At 29.6% G+C, this 19025-nt stretch carries 20 protein-coding genes; all 20 read left to right on the top strand.

From position 1 onward, the window contains the following. Window positions 1-66 precede the first annotated feature (66 nt). The 20 genes from L3J35_04095 (at window position 67) to L3J35_04000 (ending at window position 18751) form a co-directional block, all read left to right on the top strand. Complete coding sequence (locus L3J35_04095) at window positions 67-1278, top strand: ATP-binding protein (GenBank protein MCF6365364.1); 1212 nt, start codon at window positions 67-69, stop codon at window positions 1276-1278. Between the two features lie 279 nt (window positions 1279-1557). Further along, window positions 1558-2715 carry a UDP-N-acetylglucosamine 2-epimerase gene (gene neuC, locus L3J35_04090; GenBank protein MCF6365363.1) on the top strand — a complete coding sequence of 386 codons (1158 nt, stop codon included), beginning with the start codon at window positions 1558-1560 and terminating at the stop codon, window positions 2713-2715. Further along, window positions 2716-3726 carry an N-acetylneuraminate synthase gene (gene neuB, locus L3J35_04085; GenBank protein MCF6365362.1) on the top strand — a complete coding sequence of 337 codons (1011 nt, stop codon included), beginning with the start codon at window positions 2716-2718 and terminating at the stop codon, window positions 3724-3726. Continuing rightward, window positions 3726-4031, top strand: a complete 306-nt coding sequence (locus L3J35_04080) for a hypothetical protein (GenBank protein ID MCF6365361.1) — start codon at window positions 3726-3728, stop codon at window positions 4029-4031. Before neuB ends, L3J35_04080 begins: the two co-directional genes overlap by 1 nt. Continuing rightward, window positions 3986-4615, top strand: a complete 630-nt coding sequence (locus L3J35_04075) for a nucleotidyl transferase AbiEii/AbiGii toxin family protein (GenBank protein ID MCF6365360.1) — start codon at window positions 3986-3988, stop codon at window positions 4613-4615. Before L3J35_04080 ends, L3J35_04075 begins: the two co-directional genes overlap by 46 nt. Before the next feature lie 383 nt (window positions 4616-4998). Continuing rightward, on the top strand, window positions 4999-6291 hold the full coding sequence (locus L3J35_04070; protein ID MCF6365359.1) for an oligosaccharide flippase family protein: 1293 nt from the start codon (window positions 4999-5001) through the stop codon (window positions 6289-6291). Further along, a complete protein-coding gene (locus L3J35_04065; protein MCF6365358.1) occupies window positions 6269-6943 on the top strand; it encodes an acyltransferase in 675 nt (224 codons plus the stop codon). The genes L3J35_04070 and L3J35_04065 overlap by 23 nt, the downstream gene beginning before the upstream one ends. Next, on the top strand, window positions 6924-7751 hold the full coding sequence (locus tag L3J35_04060; GenBank protein ID MCF6365357.1) for a sulfotransferase domain-containing protein: 828 nt from the start codon (window positions 6924-6926) through the stop codon (window positions 7749-7751). The genes L3J35_04065 and L3J35_04060 overlap by 20 nt, the downstream gene beginning before the upstream one ends. Before the next feature lie 174 nt (window positions 7752-7925). Then, window positions 7926-9095 (top strand): ATP-binding protein, encoded by a 1170-nt coding sequence (locus tag L3J35_04055; GenBank protein ID MCF6365356.1) that lies wholly within the window; start codon window positions 7926-7928, stop codon window positions 9093-9095. A 215-nt stretch (window positions 9096-9310) separates the two neighbouring features. Then, window positions 9311-9934, top strand: coding sequence for an imidazole glycerol phosphate synthase subunit HisH (hisH, locus tag L3J35_04050; protein MCF6365355.1), 624 nt, complete (start codon window positions 9311-9313; stop codon window positions 9932-9934). Between the two features lie 157 nt (window positions 9935-10091). Continuing rightward, a complete protein-coding gene (locus L3J35_04045) occupies window positions 10092-11240 on the top strand; it encodes an ATP-binding protein (protein ID MCF6365354.1) in 1149 nt (382 codons plus the stop codon). Window positions 11241-11320: 80 nt separating this feature from the next. Next, entirely contained in the window at window positions 11321-11593 is a 273-nt protein-coding gene (locus tag L3J35_04040; GenBank protein MCF6365353.1) for a hypothetical protein, read from the top strand. Continuing rightward, window positions 11583-12200, top strand: coding sequence for a nucleotidyl transferase AbiEii/AbiGii toxin family protein (locus tag L3J35_04035; GenBank protein ID MCF6365352.1), 618 nt, complete (start codon window positions 11583-11585; stop codon window positions 12198-12200). The genes L3J35_04040 and L3J35_04035 overlap by 11 nt, the downstream gene beginning before the upstream one ends. Before the next feature lie 2 nt (window positions 12201-12202). After that, window positions 12203-12976: an AglZ/HisF2 family acetamidino modification protein gene (locus L3J35_04030; protein MCF6365351.1), complete on the top strand. Its 774-nt coding sequence runs from the start codon at window positions 12203-12205 to the stop codon at window positions 12974-12976. A 19-nt stretch (window positions 12977-12995) separates the two neighbouring features. After that, window positions 12996-14162 (top strand): N-acetyl sugar amidotransferase, encoded by a 1167-nt coding sequence (locus L3J35_04025; protein ID MCF6365350.1) that lies wholly within the window; start codon window positions 12996-12998, stop codon window positions 14160-14162. Next, window positions 14163-15302, top strand: a complete 1140-nt coding sequence (locus tag L3J35_04020) for a hypothetical protein (protein MCF6365349.1) — start codon at window positions 14163-14165, stop codon at window positions 15300-15302. It begins immediately after the preceding gene. 48 nt (window positions 15303-15350) lie between these two features. Further along, on the top strand, window positions 15351-16481 hold the full coding sequence (locus L3J35_04015; GenBank protein MCF6365348.1) for a glycosyltransferase: 1131 nt from the start codon (window positions 15351-15353) through the stop codon (window positions 16479-16481). Next, on the top strand, window positions 16478-17410 hold the full coding sequence (locus L3J35_04010) for a glycosyltransferase family 2 protein (GenBank protein ID MCF6365347.1): 933 nt from the start codon (window positions 16478-16480) through the stop codon (window positions 17408-17410). Before L3J35_04015 ends, L3J35_04010 begins: the two co-directional genes overlap by 4 nt. A gap of 21 nt (window positions 17411-17431) precedes the next feature. Continuing rightward, the gene (locus L3J35_04005) at window positions 17432-18169 is read left to right on the top strand and encodes a hypothetical protein (protein MCF6365346.1); all 738 of its coding nucleotides are present in this window, start codon (window positions 17432-17434) and stop codon (window positions 18167-18169) included. A 186-nt stretch (window positions 18170-18355) separates the two neighbouring features. Beyond that, window positions 18356-18751, top strand: coding sequence for an AAA family ATPase (locus L3J35_04000; GenBank protein MCF6365345.1), 396 nt, complete (start codon window positions 18356-18358; stop codon window positions 18749-18751). Window positions 18752-19025 lie beyond the last annotated feature (274 nt).

Here is a 19025-nt window from a genome sequence, read left to right as displayed (position 1 = left end):
TTAACTATACTCAAAACATTTTGTATTTTTGTTGTCGCAAGAATTAAATGAAAAACCAATTGATATATGCCAAAATATATAAAACGAAAAAAATATCTTGAAAAAATAAAACCTTATCGTAATAAAGATATAATTAAAGTTATAGTCGGACAGCGTCGAGTAGGCAAAAGTTATTTTCTGTATCAAATAAAAAACGAAATACAAGAAACAAATAAAAATGTAAATATAATTTATATAAACAAAGAACTATATGAATTTAGGAATATTATAGATTACGTTGATTTAATGGAATATATACAATCAAAAATTATTCCTGCAAAAGAAACAGCAATATTTATTGACGAAATACAAGATATAAAGAATTTTGAAAAAGCACTCAGGAGCCTGCAAGCAGAAGGAAAATACGATATATATTGTTCGGGCAGTAATGCAAACCTACTTTCGGGCGAACTTGCTACATTTTTAAGCGGAAGATACATTGAATTTAAAATCTTTCCGTTAAGTTACATTGAGTTTTTAGAATTTCAAAACCTTAAAAATTCAGACAACAGCTTTAATAAATACCTTACGTTCGGTGGTTTACCATATCTTAAAAATTTAGAGTTAAAAGATGAAATTGTCTTCGACTATTTGAGCAATATATACAAAACAATACTTTTAAAAGATGTAGTAGCAAGAAATAAAATAAGAAATGTAGAATTTCTGCAAAATTTAAGCGAGTATATTGCCGAAAATACCGGAAATATAATATCAGCAAAAAAAATTAGCGACTTTTTAAAATCACAAAGAATAAATATTTCTAACAATATAGTCTTAAATTATTTGAACTTTCTTACAAACGCTTTTTTGATAAACAAAGTAAAACGTTCAGAAATAGGCGGGAAAAAAATATTTGAAACAGGCGAGAAATATTACTTTACAGATATAGGCTTACGAAACTCTATTATCGGTTTTCGTTTGCAAGATATAGCTAAAATTTATGAAAATCTTGTATATAATCATATTTCGCGACTTGGATATGACATTACAATCGGAAAACATAAAGACAGAGAAATAGACTTTATTTGTAAAAAAAATAATGAAAAAATATACATTCAGGTAACATATATTTTGTCGGACAAAAAAGTAATTGACCGTGAATTTGGAAATTTATTAAAAATTAAAGATAATTTTCCGAAACTTGTAATATCATCAGATAAACATAAAGTGCAAACATATCAAGGTGTTAAACACATAAATATCATAGACTTTTTAATATCCGAAAAAATATCACTATAATCACATTCAATAAACCATACTTAACAGGCAAAGAAGCACATTATATTTTTCAAAAAAAACATAATATTACCTTGCTTTATTTCCAATAATATATAATTTTACATATAAACAGAAATAAAAATGCAATTTTAGATTTCAAACAACAATTTAGCAAGTATTTAGTATTTTCCGTAAAGGAAATAGAAAAATTGTATATTTTTAAGAATTTTATCTTGCAAAAATGTTAAGCCTTTTTTATTTAAGCCAAATGATATAAAACAAGTTTTTTGAAACAAACAAATGAAAAAAACAGCAATATTTACAACTACACGTGCAGAATTTGGAATATTAAAACCGTTAATTTCCGAATTAAAAAACGAATCATCTACCGAAGTTTTTTTATTTGTCGGAGGTACACATCTTGCCAAAGAATACGGGAGCACAATAAACGAAATCAAAAATAATAATTTTAAAATAACAAAAACCTTTGATTATTTGTTAAATGAAGATACCCCATACTCTTTAACAAAATCACTCGGAATAGAAACTTTTGAACTTGCAAATATTTTCAATAATTTTTCTTTTGATGCTGTATGTATTCTCGGCGACCGATACGAGCTTTTGCCAATAGTGCAAACTTCAATATTATTTCGTAAGCCAATAATTCATCTTCACGGTGGTGAAAAGTCAGAAGGTGCAATTGATGAACAAATAAGACACATGATTACAAAAGCATCGCATTTACATTTTGTTGCCTGTGAAGAATATGCCCAAAATATTATTAAAATGGGAGAAGAAAAACACAGAGTTTATAATACGGGAGCATTGACAGTCGATAATATGCAAAATATTCAATTGAAAAATAAAAATGATTTGTTTGCCGAATTGGGACTAAATTCAGAACTCCCAACTGTTCTTATGACCTATCATCCCGTAACACTCGAATCTGATGTTTCTACACAACAACAAATGAAAAATGTTTTTTTAGCTCTAAATAGTTTTAATTTACAAATTATGATTACTGCACCAAATATTGATGCGGAAAGGGAAGAAATAAATAATATCATAAATGAAGAAGTTAAAAAAAATGACAATTATTATTATATAGAATCTTTGGGAGCAAACAATTTTCATAACTTAATGAAATATTCCGAATTTATTATCGGAAACTCTTCAAGCGGAATTGTTGAAGCTCCGTTTTACAGAAAGCCTACCGTAAATATCGGAATAAGACAGCAAGGTCGTATAAAACACGAAAGTATTATTGATACAAACTATTCTGTTGACTCTATAAAAAAAGGAATAGAAATAGCTTTAAGCAGTAATTTTTCTTCAAAAATAAATAATATGAAATATAAATTCGGAAAGGGTAATACTGCAAAAAAAATGGTGTCAATTATAAAAAACACGAACTTTAACGACACTAATTTTTTAATAAAAAAACTAACATTTAAATAAATGATAACTATTATAGCCGAAGCCGGTGTAAATCATAACGGAGATATTGAAACTGCAAAAAAACTTATAGATGCAGCTGCAAATGCCGGTGTTGATTATGTGAAGTTTCAAACATTTAAAGCTGAACAGACAGTAAGCAAACTTGCTCCTAAAGCCGAGTATCAAACAGAAAATACAAATAACAAAGAGTCTCAGTTTGATATGATTAAAAAATTAGAACTTGATAAAGCAACACATATTGAACTTATTAAACATTGTAAAAAACGAGAAATAAAATTTTTATCAACTGCTTTCGATTTAGACAGTATTTATACATTAAAAGAATTGGGAATCGGCATTTGGAAAATTCCGTCAGGTGAAATTACAAACTTGCCGTATTTGCGAAAAATAGGACAACAACAGCAAAAAATAATCATGTCCACAGGAATGGCAAATTTAGGTGAAATAGAAGATGCTTTAAGCGTTCTTGAAAAAGCCGGAACTTTACGAGACGATATAACCGTTTTGCATTGCAATACAGAATACCCAACACCAATGCAAGACGTTAATCTTAATGCAATGATTACCATAAAAAATGCGTTCAAAGTAAATGTCGGTTATTCCGACCATACACTCGGTATCGAAATACCGATTGCAGCTTCTGCCATGGGAGCAACAGTAATTGAAAAACACTTTACGCTTGATAAAACAATGGAAGGTCCCGACCATAAAGCGAGTCTTGAACCTGACGAGTTAACAGCGATGGTTTCTGCGATACGAAATGTTGAAAAAGCAATGGGCAACGGTATAAAAAAAACATCCCCTTCGGAAGAAAAAAATAAAGCAATTGCAAGAAAAAGCATTGTAGCATCAAAAAATATCAAAAAAGGAGAGATATTAAACGACAATAATATAACGGTTAAAAGACCGGGAACAGGAATTTCTCCAATGTTATGGAATAATATTATCGGCAGAAAAATAAACAGAGATTTTAACGAAGACGAACTAATTAATTGGGAGGATTTAGTATAATGCAAAAAACAATAAAAATAGAAAGTTTTTCAGAGCACCTATTTTGGGATGTGGATAGAAATAAACTTGATTTTGAAAAAAACAAACAATTTATTGTCGAAAGAACATTAGATTATGGTTTAATAAACGATTGGAATATTATTTATAATTATTACGGAATAAAAAACATTGCTAAAATATCAACAAAATTGCGAAACCTTGACAAAAAATCAATTTCCTTTATTTCAATTCTGTCAAAAATACCAAAAGAGGATTTCTTATGCTACACTATGAAACAATTGACACCAAAACACTGGGACTTTTAAAGAGATTATTGCAAGTTCCTGAATTTTCTGATTTACGTCTTGCCGGCGGCACTTCGCTTGCTCTGCAAATAGGACACAGAAAATCTGTTGATATTGATTTATTTGGTAAAATCAAAGTTGATAGTTTAACAATAGCAAAAATATTAGACAAAGTCGGAGATGTTACAATATTAAAAAAATCTGACAATATAAATATTTATATAATCGATAAAATCAAAGTTGACATCGTAAATTATCATTATAACTGGATTGATAATAAGATTATAAGTAATGAATTAATCTTGGCAAGTAAAAAAGAAATATCTGCAATGAAACTTGCCGCAATAACCGGGCGAGGAACAAAAAAAGACTTTATTGATTTGTTTTTTTTACTAAAAGAATATAAACTGGCAGAAATTTTAAATTTTTATAAAGAAAAATATCCTGACGGCTCAGAATTCCTTGTTCTTAAAAGTTTATTGTATTTTGAAGATGCCGAAACGAATGAAACACCGGAAATGTTTAAACCGGAGAGTTGGGGTAATATAAAAAAAACGATTATATCCTCTGTTGAGAATTACATACAAAAAAATAGTATCTTATAATGACAGCAATAATACCGGCAAGAGGCGGTTCAAAAGGACTGCCGGGAAAACAGAAAAATAAATCACTGGTTTTTCAGAAAGTCTTTAAGAGAAATTTTCACAATAATTAACCAATAAAAAAAATTCAACAACAGAAATGGCTGTAGTTTTGAATGTCTCTAAAAGAACAAAATAAAACGAACAGGAACAGAAAAAACAGGACATCAGGAGCAGATAAAATAAAACCGAGAACAACACAAGCATCTTTTTTTAATAGTTATAAAGATAATTTTAACTTTACGGCTTTAATAATCTATTTGCTGAGCTTGTCCATGCATAAACGGTTGCTGAGCTTGTCGAAGCAATCGGTTTGCCGGCTAAATCAAATCAAAGCTAAAAGCTAAATGTTAAAAAACAAATTAAATACAATCTTTTTACGCCTCAAAAAATCGGTCTATTTAAAAAACATTGCGACACTTGCATCAGGAACCATCATTGCCCTATTTATTCCATTGTTAATGGCTCCTATTCTGTCTCGTATATACCTGCCTGAAGACTACGGTTTACTTGGAGTTTTTATGAGTATTACCTCCTTAACAGGGATTCTTGCTGTTCTGCAATTAAGCCAAGCGGTAATTATTTCGGAATCTGATGAAGAAAGAATGCAAATCATTTCTTCGGCAATGAGAATTAACCTTTTTGTTGCTTTTCTAGTATTAATTTTAGTTTTTTTCTTAAACGATTTTATTATTACATTTTTTAAAAGTCCCGGATTAAAATACCTTTTATACTTGGCTCCTGTTCAAATCATTTTGGCCGGATTTTCAACACTATTTATGTCTTCTTTAAATAAAACAAAGCAATATAAAAAAATGTCGATGGTTCGGATTATTATTGCAGTTTCCGTTGTCTCTATGTCGCTTACATTTGGTCTGCTGGGTTATCATAAGGGTTTAATTTATTCTTTAGTTCTGGGAAACATTATCGGAACCGGGGTTTTAGCGAAATTATATTTTTCATACAAAACACAAACACACAATTTTAATTACAGCATTTTTAAAAAAACTTTAAAAAAGCATAAGAAATTTCCTCTTTTTTCTGCTCCTACTGGATTTCTAGGCACTTTAACAAATCAATTGCCTGTATTTATTCTTTCTCGATTAGCAAATTTATCGGTTGTCGGCAGTTTTAATTACAGTCGAAGAATGTTAGGCTTACCTTCTTCATTTCTTTCACAATCAATAACCGAAGTTTTTCGTCAACAAGCAAGTGATGATTATCAAAAACTCGGAAATGCAAAAGCCATTTTTTCTAAAACGCTTAAACTGCTATTATTAATGTCTATTTTGCCTTTTTCTGTTATTTTTATTTGGGGACCTGAAATATTTACTTTTGTTTTTGGAAACAATTGGACTGAAGCAGGAGAATTTTCAAGAATTTTAAGCTTAATGTTCTTCTTTCGCTTTACAGTAAGCCCTTTATCTTATATGTATATTATTGCGGGACATCAAAAAGAAGACCTTATTATGCACATTTTTATTCTTATATTTACGGGAGGAAGTATGATTCTGGGGTATATTGTATTTAGTTCTTTTCCTGCAATGTTTATTGGCTTTTCTGTTTCATATTCTTTAATTTACATTATTTACTTAATACGTTCTTATCAGTTTGCAAATGGGAGTACTAGAAAAAATTAAATACTTTTTAAAAAAGCCTTTTCGGTTGCCTGTTGTTGTTATAACAAAGCTTCCTTATTTTGGATTTATTAGAAAAACAAAGGATTATCAAAACCGTGTAAATTTTAATCTGTGGTTTATCCAAAAAGTATTAAATATTGGAAACAATAAGGATGTATATTGGCCTGTCCATTATACAAGCAAGGTAAACGGAGCCAAAAGAATAATTATTGGTGTTGATACTTGTCCCGGACTAATGAGGGGGTGTTACATTCAAGGGGGGGGAGGTATTATTATAGGAGATTACACACAAATAGCTCCTAACACCCACATTGTCAGTGCAAACCACGATTTGCATGACACAAGAAAACATATTAGGAAAAAGGTTGTTATAGGTAAATACTGTTGGATTGGTGGCGGAGCTAAAATTTTACCCGGTACTGTTTTAGGAGATCATACAGTTGTCGGTGCCGGTTCTGTCGTAACAAAATCTTTTCCTGAAGGCTATTGTGTAATAGTCGGAAACCCTGCTGTAAAAATTAAATCTCTTGAAAAATCAATGTTTGTTGAGTATAAAGTTAAAAATCGTTATTATGGATATTTAAAAGAAAAACAATTTTTAAAATTAAAAAAAACAATTTTAAACAATATAAATGAAGCCGAAATTTCCTAACCTTATGATAATTGGTGCAATGAAGTGTGGCACAACCAGTTTGCACAACTATTTAGCTAAACACCCAGATATTCGTATGTCCGAACCTAAGGAAATTCATTATTTTTCCGATGCTGTTTATAACAAAAAATCATTAGACTGGTATAAGAACCATTTTAAGACAGACAAGCAAGTAATAGGAACTTCGCCGCAAGGTTATACAAAATGTCATCATTTAGATTCGGCAAATGTTTTGGAACGTTTGTCTAAAACTATTCCGGATGTAAAAATGATTTACATTGTAAGGAATCCTATAGAAAGATACAAGTCTCACATATTAGAAGCATATCATTGTGACCCTTGGAAAGATATAAAATACAGCAGAAGTGTTGATCATTTTATTAAAACAAGTATGTATTATTTCCAAATATCTGAAGTTTTGAAATATTTCGATTTAAAACAAATTCATTTTCTTTCGTTAGAAGACCTACAAGAAAACAGATTATCAGAATTGAATAAAATATTTGACTTTTTAAACATAAAAAAACTTACAGACGACACTGTTTTTAATTTTAAAAGCAATACTGCAGAAGATAAAAGCATTCCACATATTGTAAAATTCAGTATCCCTTATAGGGTTTTGAATAAAATCTCATCAAAATTAGCAAAAAATACAGGAAGAACTTTTTCTAAAATATTTTTGAAATATCAGATAAAGAAACCTGTATTGTCTGAAAAAAAAATATCTGAATTAAAAGAAATTCTAAAACCGGATATTGATAAATTCAAAAAATTAACCAAAAAAGGTTTTTCGCAATGGAATCTTTAATCATGCTAACAATAACCAACTACAAAAGCCGGCAATATCCGTTCAATACAAAACATCTGAAGATTTAACAAAAACTTTTTCACAGCATCTTTTTTGGTTTTAAATTAAAATTGCGTTTTCAAAACTTATCACTACCTTTATGCGGAAATGTTGAATTGAAATTCTAAAATATCTATGAAGATTAAAAGGAGTATAGAGGATGAAGTTAAAAATTATTGCAAAATTTTTCCGGTTATCGCAATACTCGGACCTCGGCAATGCGGAAAAACAACTTTCGTAAAATATTATGCCGCAAAAAATATTGATTCTTATGTTTATCTTGATCTGGAAAAAATAACAGATTATAACAAATTAGAAAACGCACAATTTTATTTCGAGCAAAATAAAAATAAATGTATAATAATTGACGAAATACAACGCAAACCGGAATTATTCCCTTTAATACGTTCAATTGTTGATGAAAATAAAAAAAACTGCAAATTTATAATTCTCGGTTCTGCAAGTCCCGAACTGATAAAGCAAAGCTCCGAAACACTTGCAGGAAGAATCGGATATATTAAACTCGACCCGTTTTCTTTCGGCGAAATTTCTGATAAATACGATTTAAAGAAACATCATTTTTACGGCGGTTTTCCGCTTGCATATTTATCTGAAAATAATGACACGGCAAAAATTTGGTTAGATAATTTTATAAAAACATATATAGAACGAGATTTACCTATGCTCGGATTGAAAGCAAACCCCGTTACCGTAAGACGATTATGGCAAATGCTCGCTTGGCAAACCGGGAATCTGATAAATTACAATACACTTGCAAGTTCTCTTAAAGTAACAAATAAAACAGTTGCAAATTATATTGATTTCCTCGAAAATTCTTATATCGTTTATCGTTTACAACCATATTTTTATAACATAAAAAAACGACTTGTTAAAACCCCTAAAATTTTTATTTCAGATACGGGACTATTACACAGATTGCTGCAAATATCTGATTACGAGCAGCTACTAGGCAATCAACTTGTGGGAAATTCTTGGGAAAATTATATTATTAACCAAATAAAAATTCAAAAAAATAAAGATACAGAATTGTTTTTTTACAGAACACACGCCGGTGCAGAACTTGATTTACTGCTTGTTAAAGGACTTAAGCCGATTGCTTCCGTTGAAATAAAATTTACGGAAAATCCAAAAATTTCAAAAGGTTTTATCTGTAGTACAGAAACATTAAAAACGACTCAAAATTATATTATTATACCGACTCAAAACGAAGATTACAAAATAAAAGAAAATATTACCGTTTGTGGCTTTGATATTTTTTTAGATAAATATCTGATAAATATTTAAATAATAAATGCAATTTTTTAAAAGACAGAACAGCAATTGTAAATCTGCAAAAAATTAATGATAATTACAACATATACCTTGTTAATTTAGACCGGCTTCAATTTAAAACGAAATTGAGCACCGTTATTCTTTAAAGGTTTTTATTAAAATACGTTTTTTAACAAACAGAAAAATATGTCAAATTTATGATAAAATCTTACTAACCTTTATATTTAATGCTAACAATAATAGATTATAAAGCCGGCAATGTCCGCTCAATACAAAATATGCTGAAAAAAATCGGCGTAAAATCAATAATATCAGATAAAGTTGAGGATATTCAAAATGCAGAAAAATTAATACTTCCCGGAGTAGGCTCGTTCGATTACGGTATGCAGCAACTCGAAAACAGCAAACTAATTGATGTCCTGAATAAAAAAGTTCTCGAAGAAAAAACACCGATTCTCGGAATTTGTCTCGGCGTGCAACTCTTTACAAAAGGCAGCACCGAAGGGCAAAAACAAGGTCTCGGTTGGTTTGATGCAGAAACTGTTGCTTTTGATAAATCTAAACTTCCCGAACATTATAAAATTCCGCACATGGGCTGGGCCGAAATTAATTATAATGAAAATTGCAAACTTTTTCAGAACCTGCACGAACTTCCGCCGCGATTTTATTTTGTGCATTCATATCACCTTAAAGCAAACAACGAAAAAGACATTATTGCAACAACAAATTACGGCTATGAATTTACCGTAGGTCTTAAAAAAGAAAATATTATCGGCGTTCAATTTCACCCGGAAAAAAGTCACAAATTCGGCATGCAAGTTTTGCGAAACTTTGTCGAATTTTTTTTCTAAAAATGATCTTCTTATAAACTCAGTTGACAAAATTAATGCAAATTATGTCAACCAACTGACAAAATTAACATAAATTATGTCAATACCCTGACAAAATTAATGTGAATTAATTTTTATATTAATAAAATTTGCATTAAATTTGTCAATAAATCATTCGATGATGAGAAGTGATTACAACCGTAAAATACTCAACGAATTAATAAAACCCGTTAATCCGCACACAAACAAAGTAATTGTTTTGCTTGGAGCAAGACGAACAGGAAAAACCTATATCCTGACAAAATTAAGAAATAAAGTAAAAAACACACTTTTCCTTAACGGCGATGATTACAAAACAACAAGCCTCTTGCAAAACAAAACCATAGACGAATACAAAAAAATAATAGGCAACAACAAAATTTTCATAATAGATGAGGCTCAAAACATTGAAAATATCGGGCATATTCTAAAAATAATGCACGATAATATTCCGGAGCTGAAAATAATTGCAACAGGTTCATCGGCATTTGATTTGACTAATAAACTTGGCGAACCGCTTACAGGCAGAAAAAAAACAATTCGTATTTTCCCGATGGCACAAGCCGAACTTTCAGAATATGAAAATTATTTTGAAACACACGAACGATTGCCTGAAAGGTTGCTGTACGGAAGTTATCCCGAAATATTTCATTACAATAGTTACGATGAAAAAAGAGAATATCTCTACGAATTAATAAATTCATATCTTTTAAAAGACATTTTAATACTCGATAATATTAAAAACTCAGATAAATTGTTAAATATCCTGAAATTATTATCTTTTCAAGTGGGGGGCGAAGTTTCGTTGAACGAAATTGCCGGAAAAATAGGCATCAGCAAAAACACCGTAGAGCGATACATTGATTTATTAAAAAAAGTATTTGTAATTTTTGAAATAAAAGCATACAGCAACAATAAGCGTAAAGAAATAAGCAAAATGTCGCGTTATTATTTTGCCGATAACGGAGTTCGCAATGCCGTAATAAATAATTTTAACGATATTGATTTGCGAAACGATATCGGGCAACTGTGGGAAAATTATATAATTTCGGAACGTGTTAAATATTTGTCATACAATAAAATATATGCAGATACATATTTCTGGCGAAGCTATTCGCAACAAGAAATAGATTGGATTGAAGAAATTGACGGCAAACTTGATGCTTACGAAATAAAATACACAAAAAAGAAAGTGAAAATTCCGCCGCAATGGCAAAGGTATTATCAAAATTACACTTTTAAATTAATCAATCGAGACAATTATCTTGATTTTATTTCTGAATTTTAGTTAAGTTTATTAAATTTGTTTTAATATTTTACATCGTAAAAGTCTGCCCACTACTAATTTTATTTTCAAAAATCAAAAAAATGAACAGCCCCGAAATAAAAGAATTTATAAAAGAAAATTCATCAATTTTTTGGTATATTCCCGAAGATAAAAAACAGGATATAAGCCACGATGTTTTGGTTGAATTTATTCTTAATTACGGAGATGAAAAATCCGTTAAAAAACTTTTTAACTTGCTGGGTATTAAACATGTATCAAAAATATTTCATAAACAAATAAAAAGAACCCGGGTTAACTATTTTCCGCAAGTAACTAATTTTTTCAACTTATATTTTGACAAATATGCACACTGAGATATTAAGCAACAAACAGTCTGAATTATTATCCGTTGTAAGTAATTTTTCTAAAGATTTTTATCTTGTGGGAGGCACGGCAATTGCTTTATACTTGGGACACAGAATGTCAATTGATTTTGATTTGTTTACCGATAAAAATGTTAAAAGGCAAAGTATAAAAAAAAGACTTGAAGACCTTGAATTAAAATATACTGTTTTACACGAAGCTTATGACCAACTTCATATTATTATAAGCGGAGTAAAATTTACTTTTTTCAATTTTCCGTTCAAAATTAAACACAAACAAAAATTAAAGGATATTGTTACAATGCCGTCATTACTAGATTTAGGAGCAATGAAAGCTTTTGCTTTTGGTGGCAGAGCAAAATGGAAAGATTATGTAGACATGTATTTTTTATTGAAAAATAATATTCAACTGAAAGAAATAACAAATCAAGCAAAAAACATTTTCGAAGATGCTTTTAATATTAAATTATTTCATCAACAACTTTCATATTTTGCCGACATAGATTATTCCGAACCTGTTACTTTTTTATCTAAAAACTTACCTTCGGACGAAGAAATAAAAGAATTTTTAACAGAGAAAGCTTTAACAGAATTTTAACAATGAAAAGAATAAGAGTAATACCGGTTTTACTGCTTCAAAACGGAGGTTTGGTAAAAACCGTAAAATTTAAAAAACCGAATTATATCGGCGACCCGATAAATGCCGTTAAAATTTTTAACGAAAAAGAAGTTGACGAACTGATTTTTTTAGATATTGAAGCCACAAAACTCGGAAAAGAACCCGATTATAATAAAATTGACGAAATAGCATCGGAATGTTTTATGCCTCTGGGCTACGGCGGCGGAATACGAAATCTTGAACAAGTTAAACGAATAATAGGAATCGGCGTTGAAAAAGTAATTTTAAATTCATCAGCCGTTTCAAATCCTAAATTGATTGGCGAAATTGCAAAAATATACGGCAATCAATGTTCCGTAGTTTCAATTGACGTAAAAAAAGACATGTTCGGAAAACATATTTGTTACACAACTTCCGGAAAAAATAAAGTTAAGCAAAAAATTATTGATTTTGTTAAATTTGCAGAAAATGAAGGAGCAGGCGAAATTATCATAACATCAATCGACCGTGAAGGAACTTTTAAAGGCTATGATATTGATTTAATAAAAAAAGTAAGCGAAAATGTGAACATTCCTGTTGTTGCAAACGGCGGAGCAAGCAAAGTCGAGGATTTTACAGACGCAATATTAAACGGCGGAGCATCAGCAGTTTCGGCAGGCTCATTGTTTGTTTATAAAAGTGCAAACAGAGGTGTTTTAATAAATTATCCTTCCCCGCAAGAATTAAAAGAACTTGTTTTTAAGAAAATTTCTTAATTTTGAGAAAATTTTTTGAATGAAACACTACGTAAATCCTAAATTTATACCTGAAAATTACCGGCAATGCACCAAAACGGTAATGGACAACATTGCCGACCCAAATATAACGTTTGACCAAAACGGTGTTTGCAATTATTATTATGAATACTTAGCATCTGAAAAAGAACATATTTTTACAGGAGAAGCAGGCAAGGAAAAATTTGACGAGAATATTGCAAAAATTAAAGAAAACGGAAAAGGTAAAAAATACGATTGTATTTTGGGCGTAAGCGGTGGGGTGGACAGCACATATTTGGCATACATTGCAAAACAAGAAAATTTAAGAGTTTTATGCGTGCATTTTGATAATGGTTGGAACTCAGAACTTGCCGTAAAAAACATTGAAAATATTGTAACTAAACTTGATTTTGAACTCGAAACTTATGTTATTAATTGGAATGAATTTAAAGATTTACAACTTGCATATTTTAAGGCTAATGTTATAGATATTGAAGCACTTACCGACCACGCAATAAGTGGAACTATATATAAGATTGCAGCAAATAACGGAATAAAATATATACTTTCCGGAAGTAATTATGTAACAGAGTCTCTCTTGCCAAAGCATTGGATTTTTAATAAAGGGGACCATGTTAATATTAAAGATATACACAAAAAACATGGAACAATACCATTGAAAACTTTTCCTTTTTTTAGCCTTAAAGAAAAGCATTACTATAAAAAAGTAAAAAAAATACAAACCGTAGATTTGCTGAATTATATACCATACAATAAATCAGAAGTAAAAAAACAAATTATTGAAAACTTAGATTGGAAAGATTACGGAGGAAAACATTACGAATCTATATTTACACGCTTTTATCAAGGTTATATTTTGCCGAATAAGTTTGGTGTAGATAAACGAAAAGCACACCTGTCAAACTTAATCTGCTCAGGGCAGATTACAAAAGAAAAAGCACTCGAAGAATTATCACAGCCCATGTATGACAAAGAACAGTGCGAAGAAGACAAAGAATTTGTCTTAAAAAAACTCGACTTTTCCGAAAAAGAATTTGAAGACTATATTAATGCACCTCGCAGAGAACATACCGATTTTAAAACAGAACAATCTTTATATAATACTTATCCTATTTTAAAACCGTTGAAACCCATAGGAAATTTTGTAAAAAGGATATTAAAATAAATGTTTCAATTAAAAAATAAAACAATTATAATTATATCTCCACAAAAGTGGGGAAAGATGCACATTTCTAAACATCATTATGCAATTGAGTTAGCAAAAAAAAATACAGTTTATTTTTTTAACCCGCCCGAACGACAATTTTTACCTGAAATAAAAATATCAAAAGTTGAAAATTACAAAAATCTGTTTCTTATTAATTACTCTTTCTTTTTTCCGTATAATTTGCGGTTTCATTTCAGAAGTTTGTTCGATAGGCTTTTAAAACTAAACTTCCGATTAATTAAAAAGAAAATAGAGTCAAAATTTGATATACTTTGGTGTTTCGATACAAATTTATTATCAGATTTGAACATTTTTGAAGAAGCAATAAAAATATATCACCCGGTTGATAATGTAGCCGGTAAACATCAAAAGAAATTACTGCAAACTGCTGATTATGTTTTTTCTCTTTCAGATGTTATCACAAAAGATTTGCAAGCACACTATAATAAGAAAATTCATTTTATAAATCATGGTTTGTCAAATTATTTTTTTAAACCGAATATTAAAAAAATAAAAAAAACAGAAAAAAACAAAGCATATTTTGTTGGAAACGTATTGTTAGCATCTTTGGACAGAAAAATTACAAAGAAAATAATAATAGAAAATCAAGATGTTGACTTTATATTTATAGGAGCATATAAACCAAGTAATATTTCAGGAATTGCAACAGAAAATATACTTAATTTTGTGTCTTTTTTAAAAGAACAAAAAAATGTTATACTTAAAGGAGCAATGCACCCCAATCAAATATCGGAAGAATTGCAAAAAGCAGATGTCTTATTGGTTTTAATTAATCCTCAAAAAGATATAAACAAAGGTTCAAATTCACACAAAATATTAGAGTATCTATCAACAGGTAAAGTAGTTATTGCAAACCATATTTCAAGCTATTCCGACAAACGAGATTTAATAGAAATGGTTGATGAAATGCACAACGAAAAACTACCCGCCCTTTTCAAAAAAGCAATAAATAATTTAGAACACTATAACAGCCCCGAACTACAAAAAAAACGCATTGAATTTGCCCTTGACAACACCTACGAAAAACAAATCAAAAGAATTGAAAAAATAATTTCGGAAAATATAAAAAATGCGTAGAAAACTACTATTCATATCGCCTGCAAACTCAATAATTAAAAAAAAATTATGATAAAAAATAAAAACGCAATATTTGTAACTCACCCAAAGTCATTACATAGTCATGTTACAGGTGGTGTGCAGTTATGCTCACAAGAATTTTTATTAATTCTTCAAAAATGTGGTTTTAATATAGAACAGTATAATTTGACATATACTAAAAGTATAAAAGACAGGGTTTTAATAAAATTAAAAATAGATAATTATCGTAATTTTAATATTAAAGAACTCTCAGGAAATATTAATAAACATATTAAAGAAAATGATATTGCTTGGGTTTTTATAAATATGGCAACTCTTGTTCGTATTGCAAGACCCATAAAAGAAAAATTTGGTAATAAAGTAAAAATTGTAATGCTTTCGCACGGAAATCACAGTGGCGATTTTTTACATCTTACAACAAAACCTATTTTTAAACGAAATTTTATTACAAAATTCAGAGATATTGCTCGGCTCGGATATTTAATACACACAGAATCTTTGTATAGAGTGAAATATCTTGATGCAGTATTGACTGTTTCCGATGCCGAAACACAAATTGAAAACTGGTTTGGAGCAAAAAAAACAATACTTGTTCCTCGCTTATTAGAGGATAAAAGTTTAAAATTGCTTACAAATTATGCAAGAGTTGGATTTGTCGGCAGGTTAGACCACCCTCCGAATTTTCAAGGTATTACTTTTTTGCTTGATGAGTTGAAAAAGATAAAAAACAAAAACTATAAAGTAAGATTAGTTGGAGCTCCCGACAACTGGGGCAAGAAAATTGAAGCAATGTATGATTTTGTAGAATATACCGGCGAATTATCAGACGAAGATTTAGATAAAGAGGTTGCTACTTGGTCGTTGTTTTTAAATACAGTTTTTTGGTATTCAACGGGGGTTACTACAAAGTTAGCATGGGCAATTAACAGAGGTGTGCCGATTGTAACAACAACTCCGGGAATGAGAGGCTATAAGTGGAAAAAAGGAAAATTACCGATTACAGAAACTCCTATAGAAATGGCAAATTTTATTGAAAATCATGTTTTAGAAGAAGCAAAAATTGAAACCCTTAAAAATGAAATAGTTAAAATTCGTAATAGTTCATACACCGCTGATGAAATTGCTGAAAATATTAGAAAAGAATTAGAAAAGTTATGAAATTCTCAGTAGTAATACCAACATATAAATGCAGTCTTTCGCTAAAAGAACTTAGCAAGCGTTTGATTAAAACATTAGAGCGATTATCTGATGATTTTGAGATGATATTTGTAAACGATGCAAGCCCCGAAAATGACTGGGAGGTAATAACAGATTTAGCAAAAAATGATAATAGAATAAAAGGACTGAACTTTTCCCGTAATTTTGGGCAGCACTACGCAATAACAGCAGGTTTGGATTATGCAAAAGGCGACTGGATAATTGTTATGGACGGCGACCTGCAAGACCAACCCGAAGAAATTATCAAACTTTACAATAAAGCACAAGAAGGGTATGATATTGTTTTGGCACAGAGAATTAACAGGCAAGACAGTAAACTAAAAAAGTTTTTTTCAACGCAGTTTTATAAAGTTTTTGGTTATCTAACTGACACCAAGTATGATAACACTATTGCCAATTTTGGAATTTATAGCAAAAAAACAATAGACGCTGTTTTGCAAATGAAAGATAAAATAAGGGTTTTCCCTATTTTATTACAATGGGTAGGTTTTAAAAAAATAAGTATTGAAATTATTCATAATGAACGGTCGAAGGGAAAATCTTCATATAGTTATAGAAAATTGGTTAAACTTGCTTTTGAAATTATAATGTCTTTTTCAAATAAGCCTCTACTTCTTTCTATTAGGGTAGGTATATTTATTTCAATACTTTCACTAATTATCGGAATAATTTATTTATACAAATACTTTACAGGACAAATTCTTATTTCCGGTTTTGCAAGTCTTATTATTTCTATTTGGTTTCTTTCCGGAATAATAATTTTCTCAATAGGTGTTGTTGGTATTTATATCGGAAAAGTTTTTGATGCGTCTAAAGATCGACCTCTCTTTATTATTAAAAATACAATAGGAGATATTTGTGCTAAATAATGTTGTTTATATTAAATAATAATGAATACATATATAAGTGAAATAGATACTGCCCGATTTGGTTTTAGTATTGCTAAAATTAATTGTTTTGAGAAAAAACCGATTGAATTAATTGAGTCTCTAAAAAAAGACGGTGTCAAATTAATTATAAGCAGAATTAATACATCAAATCTAAAACTGATTAATTTTCTTGAAAAAATTGGTTTTGAAATGAAGGATGTTCAATTAACCTATAACTATAATTTGAAAAAAGAACTGAATTATAAAACAAATAAAACTAATAGGTTTAAGCTTAGACCTGTTGAAGAAAAAGACATTAAACAGATTTCAAAAATAGCAAAGGTTTGTTTTAACGGATATGGGCATTATTTTGCTGACAATCGTCTTGATAAAGAAAAAAGTCAAGAGATATATGCTGATTGGGCACAAAACAGTTGTTTGAATAAGAACATAGCAGACCATGTAATTGTCGCAGAAGACAAAGGAACTATATTAGGTTTTCTTTCTTTTAAAATCAAATTTAACTCTACAGAAAAATATGCAATGGGGGGTATGGGGGCTGTATCTCTGGAATACCAAAATTTAGGGGTTTTCAAGGCAATAAATATTGAGGGACTAAGATGGGGAATAAAGTTAGGGTTAAGCAGAATTGAGCACAATGTATTAGCAACAAATTTCCCTGTTAATGCTTCTTACATAAACCTCGGATTTAAAATTATTAATTCGGAAATTACTTTGCACTATTGGTTAAACCATTAGAATTAAGCATATAATCCTTATTTTTTGTAAGTGAAAATAATATTCAATAAACTTAGACCTGACAAGCAAAGAAGCACATTAAAATTTCCAACAACAAAGTTCAAATTATATTTTGAGAAAACGTTTTGTTTTTCAAAGTATAGTTTGTATTTTTGTTGTTATTTACTTGTTATGATTTGAGGAGCTATGCAAAATGCAATATTACTACATAATAAACATTGGCAAAACAAAAGTTTTAATATATCAATTAAGCGAGATTTACTGAATAAATTATTGAAATTCCATGATACCAAAGAAATACAAATAATTACAGGTTTAAGGCGTAGCGGAAAATCATCTTTATTAAAACTGTATATCAACGAACTAATAAAATCAGAAAATCCTAAATCTATTTTATTTATTAATTTTGATGACCCTAATTTTTCAGAGATATACAAAAACCCCGAAAGAATATATAACATAGTTGAAACAGCAGAAAAATTAACACAAACGAAAGTTAAATTTCTATTTCTTGATGAAATTCAAGTGGTTACAGGATGGAAAAAATATGTAAAAAGTGTTTATGATGCCGAAAGATTTTAAAAAATATGTGTTACCGGTTCAAATTCAAAATTGTTACTCGGAGTGGCTATGGTTTAGGTATTCTGTGAATTATTGTTTATTTTTACAAAAAAAACCTGATATGGATATAGCTATATTAAAATCACAATTTACAGATTTGGATATTTACGCACAAGAACAGCTGATAGACGAGCTCACACTGATAAAAGACGATTCAAATTATAATTTATTAACAGTAAGAGAAGATCAATTGAATAACAAACAAGGAAACTGTCCTCATTGTAATTCTTTAAAG

Source organism: Bacteroidales bacterium, assembly GCA_021648725.1.
Lineage (GTDB): Bacteria > Bacteroidota > Bacteroidia > Bacteroidales > JAADGE01 > JAADGE01.
Note: the sequence above shows the minus strand (reverse complement) of the source record. Positions and strands in the feature narration are given on the sequence as shown.